The organism is Mycetohabitans rhizoxinica HKI 454 (genome assembly GCF_000198775.1).
GTDB lineage: Bacteria > Pseudomonadota > Gammaproteobacteria > Burkholderiales > Burkholderiaceae > Mycetohabitans > Mycetohabitans rhizoxinica.
The window spans coordinates 2674983-2687624 of the sequence record NC_014722.1 but is presented as its reverse complement, the minus strand read 5'-3'; the positions used below and the strand labels follow the sequence as shown (position 1 = coordinate 2687624).

Here is a 12642-nt window from a genome sequence, read left to right as displayed (position 1 = left end):
GCTTGCTGTCTTCATTGTGAGGCGATGCATCGAGCATTGCCCGCACTTACCATTGCCCGCAATTGCGGCGGCCGAGTGCCTTGCGGCGGCCACGCCGGATTCATCGTGGCATGTGCGGCGGCCGTTGCGGGGCCGAACTCCTTCAAGCGCCGCGTCGTTATCATTCTCCAGTGGGCACGTATTGTAACTGAACCACAATCGGTGCCAATAGCGGCGGAAAACCCTGTCCGAAACAGTATTTCGCGGACCGACAGAGCACTTCCGGCGTCATTGCGAATGCCTCAATATACGCCAAAGGAAATGAAAACTCGACCAGGCTGCCTCTTATTTCTTATGCGAGATACCGCCGCCATACTGGGGGAGAAACGTCGGCGCGCTATCTCGTGCGCCGACGCGACCCAGCAACCTGGCGCACGACGTCGTCACGCCAGGCACGCGTCCAGGCCGTCGGTAATCAGGTCCCGGGGCAGGTCCACGCCAATAAACACCATCTTGCTGATCTTCTTCTCAGCTGGTAGCCAGCGCGCGGCCAAGTCGCTGCCCATCATCTGGTGCACGCCTTGGAATACCACCTTGCGGTCGATTCCCTTCATGAACAGCACGCCTTTATAGCGGAGTAAGCGCTCACCGTAGATTTGCAGGATCCCGCCGAGAAAATCCTCCAATTTTTGGGGATCGAACGCTCGTTCGCTGCGGTACACGAACGATTTGATCTTGTCGTCGTGATGCGCATGGTGGTGACCGTGCGTGCAATGGTCATGATCATGGTCACAATGTGCGTGATCATGCCCGTGCTCGTGGTGGTGCGCGTGGTCGTGCCCGTCCTCGGCGAGAAAGCCCGGATCAATTTCAAGCTTCGCGTTTAGGTTGAATCCACGCAGGTCAAAAATCTCTTTGATATCGGCGTTGCCGAAATTGACCACCTGAATCGGCGCCTTCGGATTCATCTGCAGCAGTCGATGGCGCAGATCGGCGAGCGTGGCCTCGTCCACCAGATCGGCCTTCGTGATGAACAAGCGGTCGGCAAAGCCCACTTGCCGTTGCACGACCTCGTGCTCGTCAAGCTGCTGGTTGGCGTGCTTCGCGTCCACCAGCGTGATCACCGCGTCGAGCAGGAATTCGTCGGCGATCGACTCATCGATGAAGAACGTCTGCGCGACCGGCCCCGGATTGGCCAAGCCCGTGGTCTCAATCACGACCCGGTCGAACTTGAGCTTACCTTCGCGCTTTTGCTCGGATAGGTCCGACAACGCGCGGGACAGGTCGCCGCGGATCGTGCAGCAGATGCAGCCGTTGCTCATTTGCACGATTTGTTCCGCCGACTCCTGCACGAGGATGTCGTTGTCGATGTTCTCTTCGCCGAATTCGTTTTCGATCACGGCGATTTTCATGCCATGCGGCTCGTTCAGGATACGCTTGAGCAGCGTGGTCTTACCGCTGCCGAGAAAGCCGGTCAGGATGGTGACGGGAATCATGTTCATCGCCTGCCTTTACTTACGTGAAATTTCGTGGAAGTTGCGAGACGGTCCGCGCGGGCGCAGCACGAAATGCTCTATTGAAGCACAAATGCAGCGGCAGGGTTGTGACCGTTATCCGGACGCCGACGATGCGGCGCGCCAACGGACGCGGTATCTGGCCGCGACATTGACCTGCCTGGACGCGGCATTGACCCGCCCGACGTGGGGCGCACTAGGTTTTTTGCAACCACAGTCCCTTCAAATATTCACCTTCCGGGAAGCTGGTCAGCATCGGATGATCGACGCCGGCCGACAGGCGGCGCAGGATCCGCGCATCGACGCCGGCGTCGGCCGCGGCGCCCGCGACAATCTTTTGAAACAGGTCCATGTCGATCGCGCCCGAGCACGAGTAGGTCGCGAGCAGCCCGCCCGGGCGCAGCAGCTTGAAACCGCTGAGGTTGATATCCTTGTACGCGCGTGCTGCCCGGGCGACATGCTCGCGCGACGGGGCGAATTTCGGCGGATCGAGCACGATCAGGTCGAAGCGCTCGCCCGCATCGTACAACTGCCGCAGCGTCTTGAATGCGTCGGCGTCGTGCCACTGGGCCCGCGCCGGATCGAAGTCGTTGACGGCCAAGTTCGCGCGCGCGACCTGCAGCGCTTCGCCAGATGAATCAATCGACACGACCCGCGAGGCGCCGCCCCGCAGCGCGGCCAGCGAAAAGCCGCCGGTATAGCAGAAGCAATTCAGTACGTCGCGCCCAGCCGCGTGTTGTTGCACAAGCCACCGATTGTCCCGCTGGTCGATGTAGAAGCCGGTCTTGTGGCCGTGCTGCACGTCGACCCGATACCGTACGCCATTTTCCTCGACCATCAGGGCCTGCGGCGGTGCTTGGCCGGCGAGCACGCCCGTGGTTTGCTCAAGCCCCTCTTTCTCGCGGATCGACACATCCGAGCGTTCGTAGACATTGGCGCAGCCGGTCACGCCGAGCAGGGCTTGCACGATCGCCGGCTTCCATGCGTCGACGCCGGCCGCCATGAACTGACAGACGAGTTGCTCGTGCGGGGTGCTGCCGTCGCCGGTCCATCCGCTGTAATGATCGACGATCAGTCCGGGCAGGCCGTCGGCCTCGCCGAATACGAGCCGTACCGCGCCGGTACCGGACACGAATGCGCGACGATACGCGAGCGCGTTCTGGATGCGCCGCTTGAAGAACGCGTGGTCGATCGGCTCGGTTTCGTCAAAGCTCCACATCCGCAGGCGAATCGCCGAGTGCGGGCTGTAGGCGGCACGCGCGAGAAACCGCCCGTCGGCCGCACGTACCACGACCGTCGCGCCGGATGCGGGCCGACCGTCAACGCGCTCGATCGCGTTCGCATAGATCCACGGGTGGCGGCGTAGCAGCAGTTTTTCCTTGCCTGGTTTCAGCGTGACAGTGTTCATTGCAATGGTCAGTATAGGGGGGCGGTCGCGTCCGCGCAGCACGGCGATTCGCTGATGCCGGCGTGCCGGACGGCTATTGCCGTCCTGGATCGCGCTTTTTCGCGCGCGGATGGGCCTGGTCGTAGATGCGCGCAAGATGCTGGAAGTCCAGCGAGGTATAGACCTGCGTGGCAGCGACGCTCGCGTGGCCGAGCAATTCCTGGACCGCGCGCAAGTCGCCGCTCGATTGCAGCAGGTGCGTTGCGAACGAATGCCGCAGCACGTGCGGATGCACGTGGGATGGAACGCCCGCTGCGAGCGCGGCCCGCCTGACCCGCTCGCGCACGACGCCGGCGGACATGCGCATGCCGCGCGCTGACAAGAACAGCGGATGCGGATCGTGCTTGAGCAGTTGATCACGCACGGCAAGCCAGCGATGCAGCGCGTCGAGCGCCTTGCTGCCGATCGGCACCGTGCGCCGCTTACCCCCTTTGCCGAGCACGGTGACGTCCGCCGTGCCCAGGTCGATCCAGCCCACCGAGCGATATTGCGCGGTGTTGACAAAGGCGATGTCCAAGCCGATCAACTCGGCCAAGCGCAGCCCGCACGAGTAAAACAGCTCGAGCATCGCCCGGTCGCGCAACGCGTCAGGTGTCTCGATGCAAGACGCTTCCATCAGCGTGACAGCGTCGTCAACCGACAGCGCCTTGGGCAGCGTTTTCGCCCGCTTCGGCGCGCGCACGCCCGCGACCGGATTCATGGTCAGAGGTTGATGCAGCGCGAGCCAGCGATAGAAACTGCGCCACACCGACAGACGATGCGCGATCGAGCGAGGTGAGAGTCCGCCCGAATGAGCCCGTGACACTGCACCTCGCACGTCGACGGGCGTCAGTTGCGTCAGCTCGCGGGTGCCGGCCAACTGACGCAGCATGTCCAACTCGTGCGCGTAGCCGCGCAGCGTGTGCGCCGAGAGTCGGCGCTCGTGGGCGAGGCTGTCTAGGTAGCGCGCGATCGGATCGGGGGAGGGCGACATCGGACAGGTTGCGGTGACAACATGTCGCGCTAGTGCGCGCGCAACCGGCTCAGCGCGGCGCTGGCGAGCGCGCCGATCTGCGATAGGAAGTCGGTGGCCATGCCGTCGTGGAAGCGGCGCGGGTCTGGAGAGCCAAGCACCAGCAAGCCGAATACGTTTTCCGCATCGGCCTGCTGCGCGTCGCGCAGCGGGATCAGCGCGATCGACGCGGTCTGCTGTGATGCTCCGGTGTCGTTCCCCGCCGCGCTGCCCGGCTGCGCATCGGCACACGGCGCGTGCGCGGCACCGCTCGCCCTGTCCGGCGTCGTGACGGCGAGCGACAGGCCCGCCTCTGCTCCCCCTTGCGGGGCGGGGGCGTCGCTGAGCCACTGCGCGGCTTCGAATCCGGCGTTCGCGCCGCAGTAAGGCGTGACGAGACTGCTGGCAAAAATGCGGATTTCCTCGCCAACGCTGCGGGCAAACTGCGCTTGCGCATAGGCAGTCGCGACATCCCAGACGCGCAGCGCCGCCTGCGGTACGTCGAAGATCTCGCGCAGGCCCGAGGTGATCGTGGCGGGTAGCGCATGCGGATCGTGTTCGGCGATCACGCGTAGTGTCCAGCGCTGGCACTTCGCGCTCAGGCTGTCGTTCTCGTGACCATGGCGCAGCAGTTCCGCCAGCCTGCGCTCGAGTTGCTTGTACTTGTCACGCAGTAACCCTATTTGTCGCTCCTGCAGTGATACCGCCGCTTTGCCGTGCGGATTGGACAGCCGGACTGTAGCAAGTAGCTCGGCGTGGCGGTCGAAGAACTGCGGGTTGGCCAGTAGGTAATCGGCGACTTCGCGATCATTCATGATTGTTTTCGGCTTCAGCTTAAGAGGGCGGCGCGCGTCGGGCACGCCGGCCAGGAGGACGGCACCGCGAATATCACACAGTAAAGGCTGCGCCGCATCGGGGTCAATCGACCGGATGGCCTAGGGCGGCGATCGCGCTCATGTGGGCAACTCGTCGGGCACGTCGATTTTGCCTTCGAACACAGTGGTTGCCGGGCCGGCCATCATGACCGAGGCATCGCTGTTGCGCTGGCCGTCCCACGAGATGGTCAGCGTGCCGCCGCGCGTGCGCACGCGCACCGGCGAGTCCAGTACCCCCCGGCGGATGCCGGTCACGACCGCCGCGCAAGCGCCGGAGCCGCATGCCAGCGTTTCGCCCGCGCCGCGCTCATAGACACGCAGCTTGATTTCGCGGCGCGAGACGATTTGCATGAATCCCGCGTTCACGCGATTGGGGAAGCGCGCGTGCGACTCGATAACCGGCCCGTCCCTGTTCACCGGTGCGGCATCGGCGTCATCGACGATCTGCACCGCATGGGGATTGCCCATCGAGACCACCGAGATCCATTGCGTCGAGCCATGCACGTCCAGCGGCCACAGCTGGTCGTCACCATCGCGCGCTGGTGTCAGTCCCGACGTGTCGAACGGCACGTGTGGCGCGGCCAGCACCGGCGCACCCATGTCAACGAGCACTTCGCCGTTGTCCTGCACGCTCAACGTGATGACGCCGTGCTGCACCTGCACGCGAATCGTGCGCGCCTGGCTCAGGCCGGTGTCGCGCACAAATTTCACGAAGCAGCGCGCGCCATTGCCGCAGTGCTCGACTTCTTTGCCGTCGCAGTTGAAGATCCGGTACTTGAAATCGACGCCATCGAGCGTGGGTCGCTCGACCAGCAGCAACTGGTCCGCGCCGACGCCGAAGTTGCGGTCGGCGAGGTAGCGCACCAGCGCGGGCGTGGGCGAGATCATATTGCGCACGCCGTCAAGGACCACGAAGTCATTGCCGGCGCCATGCATCTTGGTGAATTTGAGCTTCATGGCACCGTATTGTAGTCGAGCGTCAGTAAAAGCCTGCTTCGCCCGGTGGGCGCGTTTTGAAGCGCTTGTGCACCCAGTAGTATTGCTCCGGGATGTGCGCAATTTCCTGCTCCAGCCATGCATTCATGCGGCGTGCGTCCGCTATGTCGTCGCCGCTCGGATAGTCCTGCCACGGCGCAAAAATCTTGAGTCGATAACCCTTGTAATTGGGTAGCACCTCGCAGATGAACGGCGCCAACTGGGCACGTCCGGCCTTCGCGAGCCGGCCCACCGCGGTCAGCGTGCACGCCGGCACGCCGAAGAATGGCACGAACGCTGAGTTGCGCATGCCGTAGTCCATGTCTGCGCCGAGCATCACCGGCTTGCGCTCGCGCAGCCAGCGCAACACGATACGCGCACTGTCGGCGCGACTGGCCATGTCTGCGCCGAAGCGCGCGCGCGCGGCGACCGCGACCTTGTCCAGCAACGGGTTTGATATCGGCTGGTACAGCGCGCCGCATTGCCGGCGCAACTGGTAATTCAGGAAAATCGAGCCGGCTTCAATGCCGACAAAATGTGCGCCGAGGAACAGCGTCGGCGGCAGGTTCGGATCGCGCAGATCGATTGCGCTGTCGAGCTGAATGAGTTTCTCCAACTTGCGTGCCGAACCGAACCACTGCACGCTGCGCTCGACGTAGCTGCGAATGGCATGGCGGAAGTGCTGCTCGGCGACCTGCTCGCGCCGCGTCTCGCTCCACTGCGGAAAGCAGAGCCTCAGGTTGGTGTGGACCACGCGGCGGCGACTATTCGGAATCCGATACAGCAACCAGCCCATCGCATCGCCGAAGCGGGCGATCCAACCATAGGGTAATAGCGCAAACAACTTTAGCAGCAGGATGGCGAGATGGGTTCCGGCGCGGCCTAGCATCGTGGATCTCGCGATGTCCTCAGCGGCTGGCAGGGTGAAGCAAACGGCAATTTGGCCTCTACTCTATGAAATATGAGAAAAATCGATATAATACGGGCATCGCCGAGTTAATGGGACAACTTGCGGGGCGATATTGGGCGCGGCATCCAGCGAAGCGGCGCCCGAACCATGTAATCCGCTAAAGCGTCGCCGCTTCGATCCGAAGCCGGCAACGTGAAACGCGACCGACTTCACTCACTGGAGCTAACGAAGTGGCGAACAACTATCTCTTTACGTCTGAATCGGTATCTGAAGGCCATCCGGATAAGGTGGCTGACCAAATCTCCGACGCGATTCTCGATGCCATCCTGACGCAGGACCGGTATTCGCGCGTGGCGGCCGAGACGCTATGCAACACCGGTCTGGTGGTGCTGGCCGGCGAAATCACGACGCATGCCAACGTCGACTATATCCAGATCGCGCGCGACACGATCCGGCGCATCGGCTACGACAACACCGATTTTGGCATCGACTACCGGGGCTGTGCGGTGCTGGTCGCTTACGACAAGCAGTCGCCGGATATTGCGCAGGGCGTGGACAATGCGCACGACGACAATCTGGATCAGGGCGCGGGTGACCAGGGTCTGATGTTCGGCTATGCGTGTGACGAAACGCCCGAATTGATGCCGTTGCCGATTTATTTGTCGCACCGGCTCGTCGAGCGGCAAGCCGATCTGCGGCGCGACGGTCGTCTTCCGTGGCTGCGTCCGGACGCGAAGTCGCAAGTGACGGTGCGCTATGTTGACGGGCGTCCGGATTCGATCGACACGGTCGTGCTTTCCACGCAGCATGCGCCGGATATCGATCTGTCCACGTTGCGCGAGGCGGTGATTGAGGACGTCATCAAGCCGGTGCTGCCGAACGAGCTGATTAAGGACAACTTGAAGTTCCTCGTCAATCCGACCGGGCGGTTCGTGATCGGCGGTCCTCAAGGCGATTGTGGACTTACCGGTCGCAAAATCATCGTCGATACGTACGGCGGGGCCGCACCGCACGGCGGCGGTGCGTTCTCGGGCAAGGATCCATCCAAGGTGGACCGTTCCGCCGCGTATGCCGGCCGCTACGTCGCGAAAAACATCGTTGCCGCGGGCCTTGCGTCGCGCTGTCTGGTCCAGGTCTCCTATGCGATTGGTGTCGCGCGTCCGACGTCGGTGATGGTCAATACCTTCGGGACTGGCCGGGTGCCGGATTCGGTGATTACCGAGCTTGTCCAGCAGCACTTCGACCTGCGCCCGAAGGGCATCATTCAGATGTTGGACCTCCTGCGGCCGATCTACGAAAAGACCGCCGCATATGGCCACTTTGGTCGCGAGGAGCCGGAATTCTCGTGGGAAGCCACCGACAAGGCGATGGTGCTGGCCGAGGCGGCCGGCGTCGAGCCGATCGCCGCCGTCGCCTGACGCACGGGCATGGCTGTGCTGACGTGTCGGAGCCGCCAGCACACCATAAAAAACCCCCGGTCTAGCCGGGGGTTTTTTATGGCTGGGAGCTTGCGCATCCCCGCTTGATGCGGGGCGCAGGCAGCGCTCAGCGCGTGATAAACACGTCCCGATAGCCGACGTAGACTGACAGGAATAACAAAGGTATGACGACCAGCCAGCCGAGCAGGAACGGGAGCGCACCGACCACCAGCATCACGAGCAGCAACAGCGCATAGACAATGCCAGCTAGCCAGTTTCGCATGACGCCCTTGAAGCTTGCCTGCATCGCGCGAATGGGCGCCACGTCATGCAGTATCACCAGCGCGGGCGCGAACCATGCAGCAGCTACAGCCACCGCGGCGATCGCGAGATAGATAAGCAGCCCGACGAGGCTCGATGCCCCCAATTCGGGCGGGTTGCCTGGCTGGTGCGAGACCAGTTGGGCAAAGGTGTCGAAGCCGATGATTGACGCAAGTACCCCGATACCCATCATCACGATCGCGAACGTGAGCGTGCCGACCCACACCAGCGGACCCAGCTTGCACGTGAACCCGGCAAACAGGCTGCCGATGCGCACGTTGCCGTTGGCGCGGAACTGCTCGCACGTGAACATCAACCCGCCCAGCAGTATCGGCGTGACCCACATCGACAGCAGGTTGAACACCGGCGCGAATGACAGCGCGCACTCGATCACCATGTACAACAGGGCCAGGCCGATCCACTGCAGCGGGCGGCGCTTGAACAGCGTCCATGCGTCTGTAATCCAACGCAAGCCTTCTGCCGCGGTGACCGTGCGTCCGTCTAGATTCAACGTTTCGACGGATGGCGCCGAGCCGCCTGGGGCGAGCGGATGGTTCAGCGTGTCGTCGTTCATGGGGCCCTCTTCGCGAAATTCTGTAAGGCATCCGTCGCAGGCGGCCTACGCGCCGCCGTATCGCCGGATGCGGCCGACATCATAACTGGGCACCCGGCTGGCGCGCACGAAACAGCGCGTATGCAGGCACAATCCGGTCCGCCGCGAGCGCTATCCGTGCTCGGGGTTCAAAGCGAGCTTCGCATACCGCCGTGAATAACCGAAGTACACGGCCAGTCCCAGCGCCAGCCATGCCACGAATGCGACCCACGTCATCCCCTGCAAATGGGCCATCAGGAACACGCAGGATGCGACCGCGAGCATTGGCACGAGCGGCACGCCTGGGCACCGGAATGCGCGCGGCAGCGTCGGGTGCGTGCGGCGTAGAATCAGCACGGCGACCGAGACCATCGAAAACGCGGCGAGCGTGCCAATATTGATTAACTCCGCCAATACGTCCAGTGGCACCAACGCGCCGATCAACGCGAAAAAGATGCCGACCAGCCAGGTGGTGATCAGCGGCGTCTGGAAGCGCGGATGCGAATGCGCGAGAGCGCGGCGGGCAGCAAGCCGTCCCGGGACATCGCAAAGATGATGCGTGTCTGGCCGTACATCATTACTAGAATCACCGTCAGCATGCCGAGCACCGCGCCCAGATCGACGAAGCCGGCGACCCAGTCCGCGCCGATCCTCTGCAGCACGTAGGATACCGGATGCGACACGTTCGCGAACTCACCGTACGGCACGATGCCGGTGACCACGGCGGCGACCGTCACATAGAGCGCCGCGCAGACGGCGAGCGACGCAATGATGCCGATCGGCAAGTCGCGTTTCGGGTTCTTGACCTCTTCTGCCGCGGATGACACCGAGTCGAACCCGATGAAGGCGAAAAACATCACCGCAGCGGCCCCAAATATGCCGGACCAGCCCATCGGCATGAACGGGTGCCAGTTCGCGGGCCGGACATGGAACGCGCCGACTGCAATCACCAGCAGCACGACGGCTACCTTAATCGCGACCATTACATTGTTGATCCGAGTGGATTCGCGCACGCCGATCGATAACAGGAATGTGATGGCCATCATCACGAGGAACGCTGGCAGGTTGAACCACGTCGTGTGGCCGGGCACGGTGCCGGGCGCCGCAGTCAGTACTTGTGGCAGCGTGATGCCGAAGCCGGACAGTAACGATTGCAGGTAGCCGGACCACCCAACCGACACTGCCGACGTCGCGAGCCCGTATTCAAGCATCAGATCCCAGCCGATGATCCAAGCGGCAAGCTCGCCGAGCGTCGCATACGAATAAGTGTAGATCGAGCCGGCGACCGGAATCGTCGATGAGAATTCGGCGTAGGCGAGCGCCGCGAAGCAGCACGCGATCGCCGCAATGACGAAAGACAGCGTCAGGGCGGGGCCGGCGATCACCGCGCCGGTTCCTGTCAGCACGAAGATGCCCGTACCGATGATCGCTCCGATGCCCAGAAGCGTGAGATCCAGTGGGCCCAGTGCCCTGCGCAAGCTGTCGTCGGCATTGCGGCGGGCCAGCATATGACCAATATCTTTCTTTCGAAATAATGACATAAGGCAGTACTCGGCAGCCGGGGAGCGGCGCAACCGACTTTGGTAAAACCGGCTATTCTAGCTGACTAGTGCAACCGGCCCGGCCGGGACTGCGCTGATTGGTCGCACGTTGCGTGGCGCGACGAGGCAGCCGGCCGCGTTGACGAGCGGCGCACCGGCGCGTCAAATTCAGCACCAGGCACCAGGCACCAGGCACCAGGCACCAGGCACCAGGCACCAGGCACCAGGCACCAGGCACCAGGCACCAGTGGGACCGGGGGCGACGGCCGGGCGCCGCGACGAATGTTGTCGCATAGATGTGACGGCTCAGTCGCAATTGGACTGTGCTATGCCTTCATTTCGGGCTTTTGCAGGATGCGCATCGCCGACACAATGCCTGTCGGACGGGCGAACATCAAAATGGGGGAAATCATGAAAGTGGGTTCGATCGTGCGTTCTAGCCACATTGCGGTGCCGTGCGACGCGCGCGGCATCGTATTGCGCATTTTGGGCGACATGGCGATGGTGACGTGGTTCGAGGGTGAGCCGGGGCAATCCAAGCAGCTCAACACCGAGCCGTTCTTCTTGGCAGATTTAATCGAGACCGGCGAGGTGGTGCGCCCGGCGGACGCGCCACTGCACTGATGTAGCCCTGATGCGGTAGGTGAGGGTCTGCTGCGGGTGCTGGCGGTGGGCTGCTTCGCGCGCTAGCACGGGTGCTGGTGGGGCTGCTTGGCGCGCTGGCGCAGGTACTGGCGGGGGCTACTTCGTATGCTGGCGGGTGGGGTTGCTGCGAACACTGCCACGGGCAGAACTGCGTCTCGTCCGCGTGCAGCGATGCTCGGGCCGCGCGCCGCTCAGGCACAATGGCGGGATGGAACCCAATGATCGCAGCTTCAATAATCCGCCGCGCGCCGATGCCGGCGCCCCGGCTCCCTACGCGGGCCTGACGCCTGAGCGCGTGCTCGACGCGCTCGATGCCGTGCTGGCGCGCGGCGGCCGCCGTACCGACGGACGGTTGCTTGCACTGAACAGTTACGAAAACCGCGTTTATCAGGTCGGCATCGAAGACGCTGCGCCGCTGGTGGCGAAGTTCTACCGGCCCGGGCGTTGGAGCGATGAGGCGATCCTGGAGGAGCACGCGTTCGTTGCGCAGCTGGCCGAGCACGAGATCCCGGCCGTGCCGGCGATCACGCTCAATGGCCATGCGCTGCATGAGATCGACGGTTTCCGCTTCGCCTTGTTCGAGCGGCGTGGTGGCCGGGCACCGGAGCTGGACGACAGCGCCACGTTGCAGTGGCTGGGGCGCTTCATCGGCCGCATCCACGCAATTGGCCGGCAGCGCGACTACGTCGCCCGCGGGGCGCTGGACATCGACACGTTCGGCCATGAGCCGCGTGCGTATCTGCTCTCCAGCGGCTTCGTGCCGGTCGAGCTGCGGCAGGCCTACGAGACGATCAGCCAACTGGCGCTGGACGCGGTGCAAGCCTCGTTCGAACGCGCCGGCGATGTACGAGCGTTGCGTGTGCACGGCGACTGCCATCAGGGCAACGTGCTGTGGACCGATGCCGGCCCGCATTTCGTTGACTTCGATGACAGCCGGATGGCACCGGCGATCCAGGACCTATGGCTGCTGCTGCCGGGCGAGCGCGCGCAGGCGAGCCGTGCGCTGGGTCACGTGTTGGCGGGCTACGAGGACTTTTGCGAGTTCGATTCACGCGAGCTTCACTTGATCGAAGCATTCCGCACGTTGCGCTTGATCCACTATGCGGCATGGCTTGCGCGTCGGTGGGACGATCCGGCGTTTCCTGCCGCATTTCCGTGGTTTAACACGCACCGGTACTGGGAGGATCGTATCCTAGAGTTGCGCGAGCAGGTCGGTGCGCTGCAGGAGCCGCCGCTGTGGCCTGTGTGAGGTGGGCGGCCGATATCGATTGTCCGCCATTTTCAAGTTGAAAAAAGACGCGACACATGTAATGATAACGATTCGCATTTCCGGGTATGCTGGATACGCGAACTCGAGCCGCCAGCCAACCGCGCTCGCCCGTGCCGCGACAACGGTAATGCGGTAATGGGGGCGTGAGCCAGCCGACAATCAAG

General features: G+C 63.3%; 10 protein-coding genes and 1 pseudogene. 3 read left to right on the top strand and 8 right to left on the bottom strand.

The window, feature by feature from the left end; translation table 11 throughout:
* Positions 1-422: 422 nt before the first annotated feature.
* The 6 genes from RBRH_RS11915 to RBRH_RS11890 all read right to left on the bottom strand — a co-directional run bounded on the left by RBRH_RS11915 (position 423) and on the right by RBRH_RS11890 (position 6670).
* On the bottom strand, positions 423-1481 hold the full coding sequence (locus tag RBRH_RS11915; protein WP_013436562.1) for a CobW family GTP-binding protein: 1059 nt from the start codon (positions 1479-1481) through the stop codon (positions 423-425).
* A gap of 208 nt (positions 1482-1689) precedes the next feature.
* Positions 1690-2901: a class I SAM-dependent rRNA methyltransferase gene (locus RBRH_RS11910; protein ID WP_041753921.1), complete on the bottom strand. Its 1212-nt coding sequence runs from the start codon at positions 2899-2901 to the stop codon at positions 1690-1692.
* Positions 2902-2974: 73 nt separating this feature from the next.
* On the bottom strand, positions 2975-3913 hold the full coding sequence (xerC, locus tag RBRH_RS11905) for a tyrosine recombinase XerC (protein WP_013436560.1): 939 nt from the start codon (positions 3911-3913) through the stop codon (positions 2975-2977).
* Positions 3914-3942: 29 nt separating this feature from the next.
* On the bottom strand, positions 3943-4746 hold the full coding sequence (locus tag RBRH_RS11900) for a DUF484 family protein (protein ID WP_041753920.1): 804 nt from the start codon (positions 4744-4746) through the stop codon (positions 3943-3945).
* A 138-nt stretch (positions 4747-4884) separates the two neighbouring features.
* On the bottom strand, positions 4885-5763 hold the full coding sequence (gene dapF, locus RBRH_RS11895; protein WP_041753919.1) for a diaminopimelate epimerase: 879 nt from the start codon (positions 5761-5763) through the stop codon (positions 4885-4887).
* Positions 5764-5785: 22 nt separating this feature from the next.
* Positions 5786-6670: a lipid A biosynthesis lauroyl acyltransferase gene (locus RBRH_RS11890; protein ID WP_013436557.1), complete on the bottom strand. Its 885-nt coding sequence runs from the start codon at positions 6668-6670 to the stop codon at positions 5786-5788.
* A gap of 251 nt (positions 6671-6921) precedes the next feature.
* Between RBRH_RS11890 and metK the strand changes: the two genes are divergently transcribed.
* Positions 6922-8109, top strand: coding sequence for a methionine adenosyltransferase (gene metK, locus RBRH_RS11885; protein ID WP_013436555.1), 1188 nt, complete (start codon positions 6922-6924; stop codon positions 8107-8109).
* 127 nt (positions 8110-8236) lie between these two features.
* Here metK and RBRH_RS11880 read toward each other — a convergent pair whose 3' ends face one another.
* Complete coding sequence (locus RBRH_RS11880; protein ID WP_013436554.1) at positions 8237-9004, bottom strand: BPSS1780 family membrane protein; 768 nt, start codon at positions 9002-9004, stop codon at positions 8237-8239.
* Positions 9005-9154: 150 nt separating this feature from the next.
* Positions 9155-10563: pseudogene (locus RBRH_RS11875) on the bottom strand (amino acid permease).
* A 411-nt stretch (positions 10564-10974) separates the two neighbouring features.
* Here RBRH_RS11875 and RBRH_RS11870 point away from each other — a divergent pair.
* Together RBRH_RS11870 and RBRH_RS11865 are read left to right on the top strand one after the other, a co-directional pair.
* Positions 10975-11187 carry a hypothetical protein gene (locus RBRH_RS11870; RefSeq protein WP_041754581.1) on the top strand — a complete coding sequence of 71 codons (213 nt, stop codon included), beginning with the start codon at positions 10975-10977 and terminating at the stop codon, positions 11185-11187.
* 229 nt (positions 11188-11416) lie between these two features.
* Positions 11417-12457 (top strand): serine/threonine protein kinase, encoded by a 1041-nt coding sequence (locus RBRH_RS11865; RefSeq protein WP_041753918.1) that lies wholly within the window; start codon positions 11417-11419, stop codon positions 12455-12457.
* The last annotated feature ends 185 nt before the right edge of the window (positions 12458-12642 follow it).

What these genes read in the sequence shown, in the direction of transcription:
- xerC (WP_013436560.1), bottom strand. Translation starts at nt 3,913, where the DNA reads ATGTCGCCCTCCCCCGATCCGATCGCGCGCTACCTAGACAGCCTCGCC.
- RBRH_RS11910 (WP_041753921.1), bottom strand. Translation starts at nt 2,901, where the DNA reads ATGAACACTGTCACGCTGAAACCAGGCAAGGAAAAACTGCTGCTACGC.
- RBRH_RS11870 (WP_041754581.1), top strand. Translation starts at nt 10,975, where the DNA reads ATGAAAGTGGGTTCGATCGTGCGTTCTAGCCACATTGCGGTGCCGTGC.
- RBRH_RS11900 (WP_041753920.1), bottom strand. Translation starts at nt 4,746, where the DNA reads ATGAATGATCGCGAAGTCGCCGATTACCTACTGGCCAACCCGCAGTTC.
- RBRH_RS11880 (WP_013436554.1), bottom strand. Translation starts at nt 9,004, where the DNA reads ATGAACGACGACACGCTGAACCATCCGCTCGCCCCAGGCGGCTCGGCG.
- RBRH_RS11865 (WP_041753918.1), top strand. Translation starts at nt 11,417, where the DNA reads ATGGAACCCAATGATCGCAGCTTCAATAATCCGCCGCGCGCCGATGCC.
- RBRH_RS11915 (WP_013436562.1), bottom strand. Translation starts at nt 1,481, where the DNA reads ATGAACATGATTCCCGTCACCATCCTGACCGGCTTTCTCGGCAGCGGT.
- RBRH_RS11890 (WP_013436557.1), bottom strand. Translation starts at nt 6,670, where the DNA reads ATGCTAGGCCGCGCCGGAACCCATCTCGCCATCCTGCTGCTAAAGTTG.
- dapF (WP_041753919.1), bottom strand. Translation starts at nt 5,763, where the DNA reads ATGAAGCTCAAATTCACCAAGATGCATGGCGCCGGCAATGACTTCGTG.